This is a genomic window from Acinetobacter sp. 24-47-39 (genome assembly GCF_056783825.1).
Map to the genome: position 1 here is coordinate 1 of NZ_JBWYIP010000004.1, position 17,613 is coordinate 17,613.

Annotated in this window: 14 protein-coding genes; 7 read left to right on the forward strand and 7 right to left on the reverse strand. The window is 38.9% G+C overall.

Annotated features, from left to right (window positions below; genetic code table 11):
• The first annotated feature begins 278 nt into the window (after nucleotides 1–278).
• The 4 genes from AC1M9C_RS05120 (at nucleotide 279) to AC1M9C_RS05135 (ending at nucleotide 4,534) form a co-directional block, all read left to right on the forward strand.
• On the forward strand, nucleotides 279–1,529 hold the full coding sequence (locus AC1M9C_RS05120; protein ID WP_035268143.1) for an esterase-like activity of phytase family protein: 1,251 nt from the start codon (nucleotides 279–281) through the stop codon (nucleotides 1,527–1,529).
• A gap of 372 nt (nucleotides 1,530–1,901) precedes the next feature.
• Nucleotides 1,902–3,251, forward strand: a complete 1,350-nt coding sequence (locus AC1M9C_RS05125) for an aromatic acid/H+ symport family MFS transporter (protein ID WP_092767403.1) — start codon at nucleotides 1,902–1,904, stop codon at nucleotides 3,249–3,251.
• Nucleotides 3,252–3,332: 81 nt separating this feature from the next.
• Nucleotides 3,333–4,187 (forward strand): cell division protein, encoded by an 855-nt coding sequence (locus AC1M9C_RS05130; protein WP_035268135.1) that lies wholly within the window; start codon nucleotides 3,333–3,335, stop codon nucleotides 4,185–4,187.
• A gap of 35 nt (nucleotides 4,188–4,222) precedes the next feature.
• Nucleotides 4,223–4,534, forward strand: coding sequence for an ankyrin repeat domain-containing protein (locus tag AC1M9C_RS05135; protein WP_035268134.1), 312 nt, complete (start codon nucleotides 4,223–4,225; stop codon nucleotides 4,532–4,534).
• 40 nt (nucleotides 4,535–4,574) lie between these two features.
• Here AC1M9C_RS05135 and AC1M9C_RS05140 read toward each other — a convergent pair whose 3' ends face one another.
• Both AC1M9C_RS05140 and AC1M9C_RS05145 read right to left on the reverse strand, forming a co-directional pair.
• Nucleotides 4,575–5,117, reverse strand: coding sequence for a type 1 glutamine amidotransferase domain-containing protein (locus AC1M9C_RS05140; protein WP_035268133.1), 543 nt, complete (start codon nucleotides 5,115–5,117; stop codon nucleotides 4,575–4,577).
• 488 nt (nucleotides 5,118–5,605) lie between these two features.
• Nucleotides 5,606–6,631 carry an alpha/beta hydrolase gene (locus AC1M9C_RS05145; RefSeq protein WP_481953323.1) on the reverse strand — a complete coding sequence of 342 codons (1,026 nt, stop codon included), beginning with the start codon at nucleotides 6,629–6,631 and terminating at the stop codon, nucleotides 5,606–5,608.
• 325 nt (nucleotides 6,632–6,956) lie between these two features.
• Between AC1M9C_RS05145 and AC1M9C_RS05150 the strand changes: the two genes are divergently transcribed.
• Nucleotides 6,957–9,353 (forward strand): YgiQ family radical SAM protein, encoded by a 2,397-nt coding sequence (locus AC1M9C_RS05150; protein WP_481953324.1) that lies wholly within the window; start codon nucleotides 6,957–6,959, stop codon nucleotides 9,351–9,353.
• Nucleotides 9,354–9,781: 428 nt separating this feature from the next.
• Nucleotides 9,782–10,327, forward strand: a complete 546-nt coding sequence (locus AC1M9C_RS05155; RefSeq protein WP_035268130.1) for a DUF2726 domain-containing protein — start codon at nucleotides 9,782–9,784, stop codon at nucleotides 10,325–10,327.
• 43 nt (nucleotides 10,328–10,370) lie between these two features.
• Here AC1M9C_RS05155 and AC1M9C_RS05160 read toward each other — a convergent pair whose 3' ends face one another.
• The 5 genes from AC1M9C_RS05160 to mdtD all read right to left on the reverse strand — a co-directional run bounded on the left by AC1M9C_RS05160 (nucleotide 10,371) and on the right by mdtD (nucleotide 15,547).
• Nucleotides 10,371–10,724: a RidA family protein gene (locus tag AC1M9C_RS05160; protein WP_035268129.1), complete on the reverse strand. Its 354-nt coding sequence runs from the start codon at nucleotides 10,722–10,724 to the stop codon at nucleotides 10,371–10,373.
• A 364-nt stretch (nucleotides 10,725–11,088) separates the two neighbouring features.
• A complete protein-coding gene (gene dinB / locus AC1M9C_RS05165) occupies nucleotides 11,089–12,150 on the reverse strand; it encodes a DNA polymerase IV (RefSeq protein WP_481953325.1) in 1,062 nt (353 codons plus the stop codon).
• Nucleotides 12,151–12,192: 42 nt separating this feature from the next.
• On the reverse strand, nucleotides 12,193–13,203 hold the full coding sequence (locus tag AC1M9C_RS05170; RefSeq protein ID WP_481953326.1) for an MBL fold metallo-hydrolase: 1,011 nt from the start codon (nucleotides 13,201–13,203) through the stop codon (nucleotides 12,193–12,195).
• Between the two features lie 99 nt (nucleotides 13,204–13,302).
• Nucleotides 13,303–14,067: a glycoside hydrolase family 25 protein gene (locus AC1M9C_RS05175; protein WP_179998910.1), complete on the reverse strand. Its 765-nt coding sequence runs from the start codon at nucleotides 14,065–14,067 to the stop codon at nucleotides 13,303–13,305.
• 88 nt (nucleotides 14,068–14,155) lie between these two features.
• A complete protein-coding gene (gene mdtD, locus AC1M9C_RS05180) occupies nucleotides 14,156–15,547 on the reverse strand; it encodes a multidrug transporter subunit MdtD (RefSeq protein WP_481586706.1) in 1,392 nt (463 codons plus the stop codon).
• 164 nt (nucleotides 15,548–15,711) lie between these two features.
• On the opposite strand from mdtD, the gene AC1M9C_RS05185 reads away from it, so the two are divergent.
• Nucleotides 15,712–17,553 carry a choice-of-anchor I family protein gene (locus AC1M9C_RS05185; RefSeq protein ID WP_481953327.1) on the forward strand — a complete coding sequence of 614 codons (1,842 nt, stop codon included), beginning with the start codon at nucleotides 15,712–15,714 and terminating at the stop codon, nucleotides 17,551–17,553.
• The last annotated feature ends 60 nt before the right edge of the window (nucleotides 17,554–17,613 follow it).

A 17,613-nucleotide genomic window follows, 5' to 3' on the forward strand; every position in this document is an offset into this window, starting at 1 on the left:
ATGGTAGTGTGGGGTTACCCATGTGAGAGTAAGTCATCGCCAGCTCATTATTCTAAACACCCCCTTCAATAGAAGGGGGTGTTTTTTTATGCGGGATAATAAAGAATTAAAGAATTAAATATAAAGGGAAATGTATTTTAGAACTCACTGATAAAGATTTTTATATAGTGAGGAACTAATAATAAAAGCCTTAATCAAATCTTCATTGATCTGTCAGAGGAATGACACCATCATGCCGTTTAATCATGAGTCCTTAATTAAGTGATACATATGGATTTATGAACAAGACACTTTTAAGCACAGTGCTATTGTCATTTTTAGCCCTTAGCGGTTGTAATGATTCTGATGATAAGATCACCTCAGATCAACAAAATCAAATAAATGAACCTACACTTGTTTCATTTGCAAAGCTTGATGTGGCTACCTATGCCGATGGACCAGATTCAGGACTTTATGTTAAAGGTGCAAACGGTATTTATCCGCCATTTAAAGGTCAGCCAGTTCAAGGATTTTCTGGGGCATTAAAAAATGCTGATGAAACGTATCTTGTAATGTCTGATAATGGATTTGGGGCACAAGATAACTCAGCAGACTATCTATTGCGCCTTTATAATATTTCAGTAGATTTTAGAACTGCTAAGACCAACTCAAATAACGTTAAAGTACTGTCTCATATACAGCTTCGTGATCCGAATAAGTTAGTACCATTCAAAATTGTCAATGAGAGTACGCCAGAACGACTTTTAACAGGTGCTGATTTTGATCCGGAATCTATACAGCGTGATAAAAATGGTGATATCTGGATCGGAGATGAATTCGGTCCATTTTTACTGCATTTTAGTGCTGATGGTGTCTTAAAGAGTGCTCCGATTGCATTGCCTCATCCTGAAAAAGAAGGAGAAGAGCTTCGATCTCCACAAAATCAACTTCATCAAAGTGCGGCTGAAATAGAAAATGCGCTCGTGCAAAGAAGTGGTGGATTTGAAGGTATGGCTATTTCTCCAGATGGTCAATATTTATATCCAATGCTGGAAAAACCATTAAGCAAGAATGCGCAAAGACATTTATTAATTTCAAAATTTGATATTGCTAAAAAAGCATATACAAATGACCATTACTATTTTGAGCTCGACCCTAAAGCAACAGCAATTGGTGATTTCCAGTTATTTAGTCAAAATGAAGGTATTGTAATTGAGCGTGATGATACTGAAAATAATATTGGTGGTTTTAAGAAATTAGTTCGAATACAACTGAATGAACCGAAGCAGTTGGTTAACAAGATAGACTTAGTCAATTTAATGGATATTGCAAATCCAAATTTATTATATGGTACGCCACGTGAGGGCGATATTATGACGGGTGAGCGTTTCGGTTTTCCATTCTTTACCATTGAAGATATTGTGATTGAAGGACCTGATTTAATCACAGTGTTGAATGACAATAATTTTCCGGGTTCGAGTGGACGTAATGCAAAACTTGCAGATGATAATGAAATTATTCAGATTAAATTAGACAAAAAGTTATATTAATTGTTCAAGGCCTCATGGATTTTGATCTATGAGGTTTTTTATTAAATTAAGTGAAAAATATCATAATTAAATAAGTACTTTAATAAATTCGTATTTGAGAGAGATATCATCATTACTCACCAATAAAATGATGGAAACACTGATTTTCATAAGTCAAACTAACTTTGGTCTAATGCGATATTTAGATAAAAAGCCTAATTTTGATTGGATTTTAGACTAACGTTCAATTTTTATTAACACAGAATTATGTGAAATTTACCTCACAGACTTTAAGCACACGATTTTGATGCGTCGCTCACAACAATTAAATTCAAAGTTGGTTGGATCGTGCTTAAAGATTATTGAAATACGATCTCTCACAGGAGGTGAGGAATGTCACAGCAAGCAATGAACGTCAATAAAATTATTGACCATGCTAAATTCACACCATTTCACTTCAATGTTGTCGCTTGGTGTTTACTCATTATCCTGTTTGATGGTTATGACTTAGCAATTAATGGCGTAGTTTTACCATTACTGATGGATGAATGGGGTTTAAGTGCTGTTCAAGCAGGCATGCTCGCAAGTACTGCACTTGCAGGGATGATGTTTGGCGCAATGATTTTTGGTTCTTTAGCAGATAAGATTGGCCGTAAAAAAGTCATTATGATCTGTATTATTTTATTCAGTGGATTAACCTTTGCGGGTGGTTTTGCATCCAATCCAACTGAGTTCGGTATTTTGCGTTTCTTGGCAGGTTTAGGGATTGGTGGTGTTATGCCAAACCTTGTGGCTTTGACCTCAGAATATGCACCTCAAAAAATGCGTAGCACCTTGGTAACCACTATGTTTAGTGGTTATGCGGTAGGTGGTGTGATGGCTGCATTATTAGGTTCATGGTTTACACCAAGTTTTGGGTGGGAAATCATGTTCTTTATCGCAGGTATTCCATTACTTTTACTTCCAATTATTTGGAAATTCTTACCTGAATCTTTAACCTTCATCGTAAAAGAAAATCGTCAGGAAGAAGCTCGTCAAATCGTGGCGAAGATTGAACCTAAAGTAAAAGTTGAGAAAGATACAACTTTCGAGCTAGATCAAGTAGATGAGCCTGAATCGGCAACTGTTGTCAGCTTGTTCCGTCGAGGCCGCGCTGTAAATACATTGTTGTTCTGGGTTGCATTCTTTACATGCTTATTAACCATGTACGCACTCAGCAGCTGGTTACCGAAATTGATGATGGCTGCGGGCTACTCAATGGATAATAGCTTAATGTTCATGATGGTCATGAATGTTGGTGCGGTAGTGGGGATCGTTGGTGGTGGTATCTTGGCAGACCGTTACCATTTAAAACCTGTATTGATGTTCTTGGGTTTAATGGGTGCGATTGTGATGAGCTTAATGGGCTTCCAGTCGAATATGCTGTTACTTTACATCTTGGTGTTCTTGGCAGGTGCTGCGTCGATTGGTTCACAAATGTTATTATATAGCTACGTAGCTCAGTACTATCCATTGGCAGTTCGTTCAACAGGGATTGGCTGGTCGTCTGCGATTGGTCGTATGGGAGCAATTGTAGGTCCAATCTTGATTGGCGGGTTACTTGGGATGAACTTACCAGCGCATTTTAACTTTATGGCAGTAGGTTTACCTGTGTTGATTACCGCAATTGCAGTGGCTTTGATTATGAATGAAAGTGAATCTGAAAAGATTGGTTCAAGTCAGCCAAGTATTGCAAAAGCTTAAATAAATGAATGTTTTAAAAGCCTCCGTAAGGGGGCTTTTTATGTTATAAACTACTAATTTTGATAAGATTAATTTTAAAATATGCTCGAAGAAAAAGTAAGTAGTAGAAATATTCCATTACCTATACAAAGAGAAGTTAGACAAAGATGTGGTTTTGGATGCGTTATTTGTGGAATGCCATTGTATGAATATGAGCATATGGAAGAATGGGCTTTAGTTAAGCGTCATATAGCTGAAGAGATAACGCTACTTTGTGATCATCATCATCGTGAGAAAACTAATGGATTATTACCGAAGGAGGTTGTTAGAAAAGCTAATGAAGATCCTTTCAACCTGCGACAAGGAGTATCAAAACCATATCTATTACATTTTTCAGGTGAAGAAGCAATTGTTGAAATAGGGGGTAATACTTTCACTTGTAGTGATAATGGTTATGGCACTGCAATGATTCCACTAAGTGTTGATGGAGTACCTCTAATTGGATTGATATTGGCTGACGGTCATTTTTTATTAAACCTAGTAATTTTTAATGAGTATAATTCTCCAGTACTTCATATTAAAAATAATCAATTAATTTACAAACCATCAGCTTGGGATATCCAATTAATTGGTACTACTCTTACAGTTAGAGAAAACCATCGAAAGATTTTAATCGAAATACAATTCTGTCCCCCTAATAAAGTAATATTCAAAAGGGGTAGATTTCTTCGGAACGGAGTAGAAATTCTAATACGTCCAACAAATATTTTAATCACTAATAACAGTACTCTTATTGCAAACTGTACTGCAAAGAATTGTTTAGGAGGTTTAATAATTGGTCATCATGAAAATCCAATTAGTGGATTTTTTGCTATTGATGGAATCAACAGATATTTAGGCTCAAACAAAGAAGCCTTAAAATTTGAAAAGGAGTCTTTACAGCGAAATGAGTTATAGTATCAGTTAAAGTAATTTAAATTGATTATATTCCTATGAAACTCAATTCATTCTCCCCACTCCCTGACGATGATAGCGAACTTCATCTTCCTGAACTGATCTATTGGGCTTCATTAGGCGAAATCACAGAAGTTGAAACAGCTTTAAACAACGGAGCTGATGTAAACCAAATTGATGATGAAGGTTATAGCGCACTTCAAGCAGCCGCAGAGAATGGGTACTTAGATGTAGTACAACTGCTAGTCGCAAAAGGTGCAAATGTTGCTTACAAGGGGCAATTTACAGCTTTAGAACTTGCTGAAATGGCAGGCGAGCAAGAAATCGTAGATTACTTAAAAAGTCTGTAAAACATGCGAAATAAAACCCCTAAAAAGGGGTTTTAATCGTTTAAGACTGCGTCAATTCTTTATAAATGGCTTCATTAAATGCAGGAATATCATCAGGACAACGTGAAGTAATGAGCGGCCAACCGCCAGTATTACAACGATGCACCTCTTCATCGACCCATTTACCGCCTGCATTTTCTAAATCAATTTTTATTGACTTGTAAGACGTCAGATTTTTATCTTTGATACGTTGCGCATCAATTAACGTCCAAGGCGCATGACAAATAGCTGCGATTGGTTTTTGATGGTCAGCAAAACTTTGAATCAATTTTTGAACCTGTGGATGAATTCGCAAGTTATCCGCATTGACCGTTCCCCCAGGAATAATCAGGATGTCATAGTCGTTTGCATTGACTTCATCAAAGCTTATGTCAGGTTGAACTTGATCTGAAGGCTCTTGATCCCCAACCACAGTCTGAACAGATTTCTTTTCTTCAGCAGCATGATAGGTTTCAATCCCTTTTGATTTTAAAAATGCTAAGGGTTTGATTAATTCATCTTTTTCAACACCAAAATTTGCAGTAATAAATAAAGCTTTTGCCATGTTCACATCCTCAATCTTTAAAATTTTGTATGCAAGCCGTTTGCACTAGGATATTCCGTGTTGTAGGAACAGCATAAGTCGCTTGCACTTTGGAAATTACAGTCAGAGTTGTTGCGTGACACACTTTAAAACTAACAAATGGAATGCATGAAAGTGTTGTGAAAGCGAAAAAGCATGGTGAATAATTGTTTTACAAGCGTGACAACGTGTAGTGTGCTTAAAAATTCTATGTGCAAGAAAAAGAAAAGCCCATCTTCCTGATGGGCTTTTCTTCGTATCGGCTGCTTTTAGGTATAACTCCTGTCGTACCTCACGTCCTGATGCTCAAACTTATTATTGTTGTTTTTTGTTTGGGAAACTTCCTGTTTCCTGATGGTTTAAGAATAGTCCAGTGTCGTTGATATGCATAGCCGACAATGGAAGAGATGATTGTAGGAAAATGCTTACAAAACAATCTAAGTGATTCATTTATCGTTCAATAGATCAATTTAGCGTTTTAAATTTTCACGAATGAATTGATCACTGTATTTTACCAGCTGATCTAATGCAGGTTGCTCCACAGGGTAGTGCCCGCCATTTTGTAAACTCATCACACGATAAGGTACTTTCAACTGTTTCAAAACAGGTTGGCTCAATTTTAAAGGAGTCCATTGATCCTGTTCAGGTTGAGTCAGCAACACAGGTGCTTGATTAAACTGAGTCAAAGGATATGGTTTTTGGTAATGCATATAGCTGTTTAAAAACTCCACGCTCATGCTATTACCTGCAGATGTTTTATCAGCCAACATGATTCTTAAGGCTTCAGGGTCATTGGTGAGTTTTGACATCTTTGAGACCAAGGACATAGGTAAGGTGATTTGCTTCAAAGGGGTATGTGCTACTGCTTTCATACTTGGCAAAAGAACAGGGCTTAGAGCACTAAAACGCATGGTTCCTTTTTGAACGTCTTTAAACTCTTGATCGAAAAAGGTCATTCCGATGATGCCATCGACATGTTGATTCTGCATAGCCACATGTAGGGTGAGCATTCCACCTGCTGAGAGTCCATAAAGGAAAATAGGACGATCATCTTTTTGAGCTTGTTCGTTCACAAAATCATTGACCAATTTCACCCAATGATCATAACGAATTTCTTTTTTTGAAGGGTATTGCGTCAGACCATAACCGGGTAAATCCAATGCGAAGGTTTCATACCCTTTTTGGGCAAGTGGACGCCCAAGGATTAAACTCATCTGACGACCATTTGTACCTACGCCATGTAATAAAATGACTTTGGCTGGCGCTTTAGTATTGGGATAAGCATCGACATGTACACGGTAATCATTCCAACTCCAGTAGTACTCATGTGGTTTGTTTTGGTCGTTGATACGAAATTTCAAAGGGAGTCTTTGTTGTAATTGTTGCCAAGCTGCTTGTTGCTGGTAAGACTGTGGAATTTTAGTTTGAGTCCAAGCCAAATTGGAAATTGATAAAGCCATCATGGTGGCAACGGTTGTGAGTATTATTTTGAGCACGATTAAACGCCTTTCGTTTTTTTAAACACTATAAAAATGAAAAGCAACTTTGTTTATTACCCAAATCATCAGTCGTAAAGGAATTGAGTCAATTGCTAAGCTCAAGTTGCTGAAATTAAATGCATATTATTTTTTGTTTAGATTTGGTTGTATGTTAAATGTACAGAAACAGGTCTTAGGTCATCAGTGATGAATAGAAAATTTAAGCAGTTGTATTTGATTGTTTTTTAATCAAGCAAGTTGAGTTGAATTCATGGTAAAATGATCGGCTTTCATCTTTGATCTAATTTTTGATCTTCCATCTGCCAGCCGAGAATTGCTAGCCATGTCTACTGCTTATACCGCTCAGACTGCGCCAAAAGCGTTGTTTGATTACGACAAATATTGGGCGTCTTGTTTTGAACCCGCGCCTTTTTTGCCGATGTCACGCGAGGAAATGGACCAACTCGGTTGGGATAGTTGTGACTTTATTTTTGTCTGTGGTGATGCTTATATCGATCATCCATCATTTGTAACCGGTATCATTGGCCGTGTGCTTGAAGCGCAAGGTTTCCGTGTTGGTATTATTGCCCAACCAGACTGGACGAATGTTGAAGCATTCCGTGTACTTGGTAAACCAAATATTGCTTGGGGCGTATCGGCAGGTAACATGGACTCTATGATCAACCGTTATACGGCTGACCGTAAGATCCGTTCAGATGATGCTTATTCTCCAGATAACCAACCGAATAAACGTCCTGACCGTGCAGCAACAGTCTATTGTCAACGTTGTCGTGAAGCGTTCCCTGATGTTCCTGTTCTGCTAGGCGGTATCGAAGGCTCATTACGTCGTATTGCGCATTATGACTATTGGTCTGACAAAGTTCGTCGTTCTATTTTAATGGATTCAAAAGCCGATCTATTGATGTATGGTAATGGTGAACGCTCAATCATTGAAGTGATGCACCGTCTAGCCAAAGGCGAAAAAATTACAGACATTACTGATGTTCGTGGTACTGCATTTATTATTAATAAGCATAACCGTGCAGCGAAAGCTAAATTTGTTGAGATCGCATCAAATGATGTCGATACCATAGGCCGTGTTGATCCAATCATCAATCCATATGTGATGACCGAAGATATTGATGGCTGTGAAATTGAGAAAGACAAAGGCAACAGCTTAACGCAGTATCAGAATTTCCAAAAAGAAGTGGTCAGCAATCCGATTGTTCGTGAAGGCGACAATTTGGATGCAGATACTCAAATTGTGCAGTTACAGCCATCATCTAAGGCGATTAAACATAAATTGCCACCACGTGAATTGGCTGTGATTCGTCTACCTTCTTTTGAAGAAGTTGCCAATGATCCAGTGCTTTATGCCCATGCAAACCGTATTTTGCATCTAGAAACCAATCCAGGGAATGCGCGCGCACTCGTGCAGAAGCATGGTGAGCGTGATGTCTGGATCAATCCACCGCCAATTCCATTAACCACAGAAGAAATGGATTATGTGTTCGACTTGCCTTATGCACGTCTACCACATCCATCTTATGGCGATGCGCGTTTCCCAGCGTTTGACATGATCAAGTTCTCTGTGAACATTATGCGTGGTTGTTTCGGTGGTTGTACCTTCTGTTCGATTACGGAGCATGAAGGTCGAATTATTCAAAACCGTTCTGAAGAATCGATCTTACGTGAAGTTGAAAAGATTCGTGATACGGCGCCGGGCTTTACAGGCATTATTTCGGACTTAGGTGGTCCAACAGCCAATATGTATCGTTTGGCATGTAAAGATCCAGAAATTGAAAAGAACTGTCGTAAGCCATCGTGCGTGTTCCCGGGTGTTTGTCAAAACTTGCATACTGATCACGCACCTCTTACGCAGTTATATCGTAAAGCTCGTGCTTTACCAGGTATTAAAAAGATTTTGATTGGTTCGGGTCTACGTTATGACCTTGCAGTATTGAACCCTGAATATGTCAAAGAATTAGTCACTCATCATGTCGGTGGCTACTTAAAAATTGCTCCTGAACATACCGAAAAAGGCCCTCTCAATAAAATGATGAAGCCGGGTATTGGGACGTATGACCGCTTTAAGCAAATGTTTGATCGTTTCAGTAAAGAAGCAGGTAAGGAACAATATCTTATTCCTTACTTTATTGCGGCGCATCCGGGTACAACCGATTATGATATGATGAACCTTGCAATTTGGTTGAAAAAGAATGGTTTCCGTGCTGACCAAGTACAAACCTTCTATCCATCACCAATGGCAACTGCGACCACCATGTACTACACCGGTAAAAATCCGCTTGCGAAAGTGGCACGTTATACTGAAGATGTCGACATTGTAAAAGGTGAAAAACGCCGCCGTTTACATAAAGCTTTCTTACGTTACCATGATCCAAATAACTGGCCTTTACTGCGCGAAGCTTTGAAAGAAATGGGTCGTCAGGACTTAATTGGTAATTCTAAGCAACATTTGATTCCGACGTATCAGCCTCAGGGCACGGATGGTCAATATCAATCTGCACGTAAGAAAAATTCAACTGTTGCAGGTGATTCACAAAAACGTACGGGTCAAACCGCTAATCGTGGTCAATCACAAGGACAAAATAATCGTCCGAAGAAAGGCCAAATCTTGACACAGCACACTGGTTTGCCACCACGTGAGACTGGAGATCGCAAAAAACCTTTTGGCGAGGGGAAACCTAAGGGTAAATCCAACCCCAAGTCTCGTGCATAAATGATAATTTCTTTTAAAAGGACGCTGCGGCGTCCTTTTTTGAACATTTTCTATACAATATTTTCGGTGATGCTCATTTTATCGGAATATTGGGCTTGATTTGGATCAATCTCTTTTTTATTCAAATAAAATCATTTAAATTAGTAGTTTAGTGTGGTTTTGAGTTTTTCATTTCAGGTGATATTGTATTATCTTCAAATGAAAAATTTTTCATTGTCCAACAATTATGTAATAGTGTGATGTGGTTCATGTTTTAGACTATAGCCAATAAGTGCGGAACATGTTTAATATAAGCTTGGTCTGGAGCGCTTTTCACTTGGACTATGCGATGTTTAGCATCAGCATAATGAAACAATAATAAAAGTTGTGTTTTTTGAAGTAGTTTAAAAAAGAAATTAACGATAAGAATTCAAATAAGGATACTAGTCATGGATATCATGATCATCGCGAGTGTGATCATACTCGCTGTGGTGTTGTTCATTGCTTATAAAGGATTAAAGCATCAACAACCCTCTGATAGCATGCTCCGTCAAAGAGCAGTGTTTAGCCCCTATCAGCAAGTAACTTTCAATCGTCTTAAAGAAATCATGCCAAATGCGCATATTTTGGCACATGTCTCTTTTGACGCCTTACTGACCACAAAGTTACCACGTACACGCCGTAAATATGAGTCAATGTTTGCTGATTTTGTGGTGATGAATAAGGATTGTAAAGTTCTTGCCATTGTCAGTTTAGAAGATAAATTTTCATTCAAACGTGGACATACTTTACAGTTTCAAAATGCATTACTTGAAACCGCGGGATACAAAGTGATCTCTTACCATGCTGTGCCAGAATATGTGCAGTTAAGACGTGATTTTTTGGATGAGTACACCGAGGAAATGCCAATTGAATGGGTAGACGAATCCGTGATTGAGCATAAATTAGAAAAGTATAGTGCTGGGCGATTGGCAGATATTCGCGCATTTAGCTAATCATCTTTGAAATAATAAAGCATGCTCAGGCATGCTTTTTTTATCAAGGTTTCGCGGCTATTACCGTTAACTCAACAAGAACATCGGGATGATACAGTTTGGCCTCTACGCATGTACGCGGTAGGGCTTGAATATCAGAAACCCATGCATCCCAAACTTCATTGAATGCTACATAATCCTTTTCAATATCTTTTAGATAGATTGTCACAGACATGATATGGCTTTTATCTGTACCTGCTTCAGCCAATAAACGGTCAATAATGTCAAAGGTTTGTTGTGACTGTCCACGAATGTCGAGCGACGTGTCTTCTGCTAACTGACCTGCCAGATGAACGAAGTGACCAAAAATAGCGACCTCAGAAAAACGTTTTTGAACGTGTAAACGTTGAACAGACATAAAGCTCATCCCTTATAGATATAAATATAGATTATGAAATGCCGTATAGGATTTAGAAAGTATAGGGGAAGTGGAACTATGAATTCGGTTTAATTGCTGTATCTCTGAAAGTTTATTTTTATGGGAGGAGATCAGAAATATTTGGAGGGAAAGGACATTGTACCCATTCAGATTAGAGTGCCCTGTAATATTCGGATGGATTGTCACGCCAATCACAGGACAAATGTGTTAGATATAGGTCTTCTAACAACATCTCAGCAGACACATGGGTAAATGTATTGCGCGATTAGATTACTCTAAAAAGGAAAAAAAGGCGAAAAAAATTGACTTAATTTTGTTCTTTTGCATGAAAACTAGACGAAATTTACAATCCGAATAAATTGAGTTGCGTGTCTTGTTGTTTTTCTGAAAGTTGATACACCCCAACACCAATGAGTCTAAACTGATATTCATCAGGAATATTCATTTCCATTAACAATAATTTGAGTGCCAGTTGCAAATCCTCTATGTGATTGAAAGGTTGTTTAAAGCTTTTAGAGTGTTGTAAAACTTGAAAATTTTTAAGTTTGAGTTTGACGCTGATACCTCTAGCGATCATTTCCTTGTTTTGAAGATTTTGCCAAACACGAGAAAGCAGTGAAGTCCAAAATTGATCACATTGGTTTAAAAAAAGATCTTCATCAAACGTGGTTTCTTTAGAAATTTGCTGTCTTTGACGTTCGCTTTGAACAGGTCGCTCATCGATCCCTTGAGCATAGAGAAATAATTGTTTGCCATATTTTCCGAAATGATGAGTGAGAAAGTTTTCTTCGACCTGCTGTAAATCCCCGAGTGTTTCGAGTTGCAAAGCTTTTAATTTTTCCTGTGTGACCTTTCCTACACCAGGGATTTTTTTGAGTGGAAGATCATAGATAAACTGTTGCACCTGATTGGGTTTGATCACACAAATGCTATTCGGTTTATTCCAATCAGATGCAATTTTGGCTAAAAACTTATTTGGTGCAACGCCTGCTGAGGCGGTCAATCCAGTAAGCTGAAATATTTCATCACGAATATGCATCGCAACTTCAGTAGCACTTGGAATCTGTTGTAAATGTTCAGTGACATCCAGATATGCTTCATCCAGCGATAAGGGTTCGATGATGCTGGTATATTTTTGAAATATCTCATGAATTTGAGCTGAAACATGTTGGTATTTAGAAAAATTTGGCTCAATGACGATCACTTGTGGGCAAAGTTTTCTAGCTTGTGTCATCGACATGGCAGAACGTAAGCCATACTCACGAGCTGGGTATGATGCTGCTGCAACGACGGCCCGTGGGTGATGAGATGCAATGACCACAGGTAAGTGTTTTAATTCTGGACGCTCTCTAAGCTCCACAGAAGCGTAAAAAGCATCCATATCGATATGAATTATCTTTCGCAAAATGTTCAATCAATCATGAGATGCCTTAATTTTAACCCATAATTAAGGCGTCGTTGAGCTGATTATTGGGTATGCGTAAGGCTCCGTCAGTAAAGTCACCTTTCGACCTTGATGCTGTGCATGATCAATCACGAGTTGTAGGCTTTTCGGAGAATTATCTGCTATTCGTGGTAGAAATTCTAAAGGTTGTGAAAGTGGTTTAAAGAAATTGTCCCAATGAATTGGAATGACTTCTTTGGGTTGCAACTGATCAATAGTTTCAGCGAGATACTGTTGTTGAAACTCGGGTGATTGTTTAGAAAGCTGAGCAACTCCTAAAAACAAGACATCTACATTTAACTTTTGAAATTGATTAGGAAGCGCGCCTGTACTGGCTTTAACTAAAATTTTGCGATTATTGTGCTCAATCAAGTAATCAAAACTACCGCCCTCTTTAAACTCATAAAAACGTGCTGGCTGAGGCAGTGGATGCAGAATCTCTTCACCTAAATCATTGTTCACTGCTGTAGGTGGCGTATGTTGTGAGGGAATAGGCGTAATACGAAATGCACCCAATTGTAGTGCTTGAAAAGGCACAGCCAGTTTCAATTGATGCTCAGGCACTTTGCCGCCTCGTGCTATATTTAATGTACTCAACGAACCAATGATGTGAGTTTTTGGGAGTGAAGTTCCGAGCACTGAGATATCCAGAGCATGATCATAGTGACTGTGGGTCACCAATATGGCTTTGAGGCGTTTAAGCTCATGGTCCTGAATCATATTGTGAAGCAGTGCTTGATCACTGAAAAGGCGTTGTAAAGCAATAGTCATGAGAGATGGTCGACTAAAAAAACCATCAATTAGAATTTGTGAATTACCATCATCAAATAGCAATGTGGAAACGCCAAAAAAGCGAACATTTAATTTTTGTTCACTGACGGGTTGGTCTATTTTAGCCTTCCATTGATTAAATTCGGAGAGCTTTCCTGATGGTTGCCATAAATAAAAAAACGCAGCCATGAGCGTGACAGCCAAAAGACCAATCACCGTTAAAATCCCTTTTTTAAGCGACATCATGTCATCCTTATAAAGCGTAACTCGCTTGCTTGAGCCCAGTTGCACTCTATTTTTTAGTTAGATCTCTTTAGTTGTAACGTACTGACTCCTTAAGATTTATGGCTCAATTTGATTTAATTTTAGAAATTTTATCCAGTCGTTTTGATCGCCATTAAATACATTCAAATCCACTGGTGTAGAAATACCCTTAATTGTGCCTTTATTGGTGTATTGCCAAAAGATCCAATCTGGATTGTCTTTTAATTCAGGTTGAGTGGTGTATTCACGTACCCAGAGTGGGGTATCCGTAAAAGCACCCGCAAGTACGATGTTATAGAAGGCTTTAGAAACATAAAAGATAGGTTGTTTGCCATAATGTTGATGCAGCAAATCGTGCATAACATCGATTTCATGTAACAGTTTTTCTTTGCTATAGGTATTGATGCAATTGCTGTCGTATTCCAAATCAATGACTGGGGGAAGGGCATCTTCTTTACGTGGCACAGAATCAATGAAATTTAATGCCTGAACTTTCCCATCACGGCAAAGTCGATAGAAATGATACGCTCCGACTTTAAAACCATGCTCGCGTGCTTTAAGCCAATGATCCTGAAATTTTCGATCTTTAAAGTCGCCACCTTCTGTTGCTTTGAGGTAGACAAATTGGTATTCCTTTTTTGGAATTTGCGACCAGCGAATCTCTTTTTGATGATGTGAGACATCAAATCCTTTGATTGGATACTCTTGAGCTGTTGCTGGTTGAAACGGCAAAAAGAAAAAGCTCAATAATCCGACCATGAGTGCGATCAGGGCTGCACCTAAAAGGGAGGTCCACAAGATAATCTTCTGCGAATAGATATGCTGCTTATTTTTTGAATTCATGAGCACTTAAAGATTGGTGCGAAATATGATTAATATCATAACGCGAATAAACGTAAATGGTAGCGACAGTATCTAGAATCCATATTCATTAGTCATCATCCATTTCTTTCGGAATTTTCCAAAAAATAAACATGGTAATAATATTAATTGAGCCCATTAAAATTAAGGTCCATTGGAAGGCCTGTTGCATTTGTGCAGTACCAAGATAAGCGGTGAACACATTGACCAGTGTACCTGCAAGCGCTACACCAATACTCATGGATACCATCATAATCATCGAGAGAAAACTGTTACCACTACTAGCATCTTGTTGAGGCAAATCCTTTAAGGTTAGCGTATTCATAGAAACAAATTGCAGTGAGTTCAACATGCCAAAGATGAAGAAATGCAATGTTCTTAGCCATAAAGGTGTTTCGGCTGAGGTGAGGGCAAAACTTGCAATACATAAGCCAATAAGGCAGGTATTGACTAATAACACACGACGATACCCAAATCGTTGAATAATTTGGCGAATGATCGGTTTTGATGCCAGTGAACCCAATACCGTTGGAATCATAAGTAAACCGGTAATAAATGGTTCAAAACCAAAAGCAACTTGTAGCATTAAGGGGATAAGAAAAGGCATCGCATTGCCGCCTAAGCGGGCAAAAAAGTTGCCTACAATACCAATCGCGAAAATTTGATTTTTGAATAGTTTCCCACGAAATAGAGCATTTTGGTGGGTATGGGCATGCACCATGTACCAAGCACTTGCAGATAAACCAAACACAATAAGAACAATACTCCACCATAGTGGAAGATAGGGGCTAGCAAAATTTTCAATCCCTAAACTTAAGCCAACCATCGCGATGACTAATAACAAGAAGCCAAAAAAATCAAACTTAGCAACATGGGTCTCAGTCACATTTGGCATGGCTTTAAATGTGAGAAAAACTCCAATGAGTCCAATAGGAATATTAATTAAGAAAATCCACTCCCAAGTCACGTACTCCACTAACCATCCGCCAAGAGTAGGACCGATTAAGGGACCAATCAGACCAGCAAGACTCATCAGAGACATGGCTGCAAGGAATTGGGTTCTAGGAATGATTTTCAACATTGCAAGACGCCCAACTGGAAGCAGTAAAGCACCTCCAATCCCTTGAATCACTCGGAAAAATAACAGCTCATTTAAATTAGAAGAAAATGCACATCCGAGCGATGCCAAAGTGAAAATGATAATTGCAGAAAAATAAATATTTCGGACACCAAATCGGTCAGCCAGCCAACCACTGAGTGGAATACAGGCTGCGACTGACAATACATAAGCCACCACGACACTATGCATGTGTAGAGGATCTTCATTGAGGTGATGAGCGATTGCAGGAATCGCAGTATTGATGATAGTTGTGTCTAGACCTTGCATAAAAAAGCCGATCGAGACCAAAAACACCAATAATCTAAACTCAGGCTGTAAGGGTTGGTGTGCTGTGCTGCTCATCTTGTAGGATCATATTAGTAAGTTAATATTTTAAAACTGTTTCTCTGTATCACTTGTGGTTTATTTACGAAAGATTTGCAACAAAATTGCAATCTAATGGTCACAGCATTGTCATCGCATGGTCATAAAGTTGTTGCCAACAACACCATAAGAAGATTAAAAAAATGAAGCTAAAGTCTAACGCACTTGTGATCGCAATGTGTGCATTGGGGCTAGGGGCATGTAATGATGACACTAACAATATCACATCAGTACCAGATATTACGCCTGAATCGATTGAACTCAACTATCTCAGTCGTACAGAAAGTCGTGGTTTTGCGGTCAGCGCAGCAGAGATACCTGCCTATGATGCACAAAGCCAAAGATTGTTTGTTGTAAACGCAAAAGAAGGCGTGGTTGATATTTTTGATTATCGCCAACCTCAGCAACCTAAATGGATTGGCTCTTTAGATGCTAAATCTTATTTAACAGACTCGGAAGTAAATAGTGTTGCTGTCAAAAATGGAATTGTTGCCTTGGCTGTACAAGCCAAAGATAAAACAGATCCAGGAATCGTGGCACTTTTTAATGCCAATGATTCGAGCTTTATTGCCCAAGTTCCAGTGGGTTCTCTACCCGATATGCTGACTTTTAGTGCAGATGGTAAAACCTTATTGGTGGCGAATGAAGGAGAGCCATCTCATGATTATGCGATTGATCCCGAAGGTTCGATTTCAATCATTGATCTCTCAAATTTGAACAAACCAGTTGCAAAAACAGCTGACTTCAAAGCCTTTGACAGTCAAGCACAGCTATTACGTGATCAAGGTGTGCGAATTTATGGTCCAAATGCAACAGTAGCGCAAGATTTTGAACCTGAATACATCACACTCAGCGCAGATGGCAAAATTGCATGGGTCGCATTACAGGAAAATAATGCCTTAGCTAAAGTGGATGTTTTGAATGCCAAAGTTATGGCAGTCTATCCGCTCGGTTTTAAAGATCATGGCTTACAAGGTCATGGTTTAGATGTCAGTGATGCCGATGGTGAAAATGGTCTTGCGAAGATCAATATTCAAACTTGGCAGCATGTTCGTGGCTTATATATGCCAGATGCGATCTCAAGTTACGAAGTCAATGGTAAAACGTATATTGTCACTGCCAATGAAGGGGATGCTCGTGCTTGGGGTGAAGATGATCCTGAATATTGGGGAGAAAAATTAAAGGATAACCCGAATGCTCAAGGCAATATTAAAAACGGTTTTATTGAAGAATGGCGTGTGAAGCATCTATTTCATAAAGATGGTTTCGACAGACGGCAAGGGGAAGATCTGCCACCACAATTAAGAGCACTGGCGAAAGGTGCTGAATTGAATCCTCAGCATTTTGCATATTGTGGAGCGATCGATGGCGATGCTAAAGGATGCCGTGAAGACAAGATGCTTGGTCGTTTGAATATCACTTGGACTGAAGGTTATCAAAAGAATACTGATGGCACACCTAAACTCAATGCTCGAGGCAATTTGGTTTATGATCATTTATATAGCTTCGGGGCACGATCTGTCAGTATTTGGACAGAAAATGATGCTCAAACAGGATTAGAGCTGGTTTGGGATTCGGGTGATGATTTTGAACAATATATTGCTCAGCACCATCCTGAGATCTTTAATGCAAACCATGAAGAAGCAGGGTTCGATAATCGTAGTGACAATAAGGGATCAGAGCCAGAAGGCGTGGTGATAGGTCAAATCGGCCAGAAAACTTATGCATTTATTGGTTTAGAACGAGTTGGAGGCGTGATGGTATATGACATCTCCAATCCTGCCCAACCCCAATTTGTGCAATATATTCATTCGCGAAAACTTGATGCAACCACTGCCGATATCGAGGCAGGTCAGGCAGGAGACTTAGGTCCGGAAGGATTAACCTTTGTTTCCGCAAAAGAATCTCAAACGGGTACGCCTTTACTGATTGTAGGGAATGAAGTCAGTGGTACTACAGCAACGTATCAAATCACGTTGAATTAGAGCCTGATCGTGTAGATGTATGATAAAAGAGCCATATGGCTCTTTTATTTTTTACTCGTC

Coding starts and splice junctions, on each gene's coding strand:
- AC1M9C_RS05120 (WP_035268143.1), top strand. CDS start 279: ATGAACAAGACACTTTTAAGCACAGTGCTATTGTCATTTTTAGCCCTT.
- AC1M9C_RS05130 (WP_035268135.1), top strand. CDS start 3,333: ATGCTCGAAGAAAAAGTAAGTAGTAGAAATATTCCATTACCTATACAA.
- AC1M9C_RS05160 (WP_035268129.1), bottom strand. CDS start 10,724: ATGTCTGTTCAACGTTTACACGTTCAAAAACGTTTTTCTGAGGTCGCT.
- mdtD (WP_481586706.1), bottom strand. CDS start 15,547: ATGAGCAGCACAGCACACCAACCCTTACAGCCTGAGTTTAGATTATTG.
- AC1M9C_RS05155 (WP_035268130.1), top strand. CDS start 9,782: ATGGATATCATGATCATCGCGAGTGTGATCATACTCGCTGTGGTGTTG.
- AC1M9C_RS05170 (WP_481953326.1), bottom strand. CDS start 13,203: ATGTCGCTTAAAAAAGGGATTTTAACGGTGATTGGTCTTTTGGCTGTC.
- AC1M9C_RS05175 (WP_179998910.1), bottom strand. CDS start 14,067: ATGAATTCAAAAAATAAGCAGCATATCTATTCGCAGAAGATTATCTTG.
- AC1M9C_RS05150 (WP_481953324.1), top strand. CDS start 6,957: ATGTCTACTGCTTATACCGCTCAGACTGCGCCAAAAGCGTTGTTTGAT.
- AC1M9C_RS05140 (WP_035268133.1), bottom strand. CDS start 5,117: ATGGCAAAAGCTTTATTTATTACTGCAAATTTTGGTGTTGAAAAAGAT.
- AC1M9C_RS05185 (WP_481953327.1), top strand. CDS start 15,712: ATGAAGCTAAAGTCTAACGCACTTGTGATCGCAATGTGTGCATTGGGG.
- AC1M9C_RS05125 (WP_092767403.1), top strand. CDS start 1,902: ATGTCACAGCAAGCAATGAACGTCAATAAAATTATTGACCATGCTAAA.
- AC1M9C_RS05135 (WP_035268134.1), top strand. CDS start 4,223: ATGAAACTCAATTCATTCTCCCCACTCCCTGACGATGATAGCGAACTT.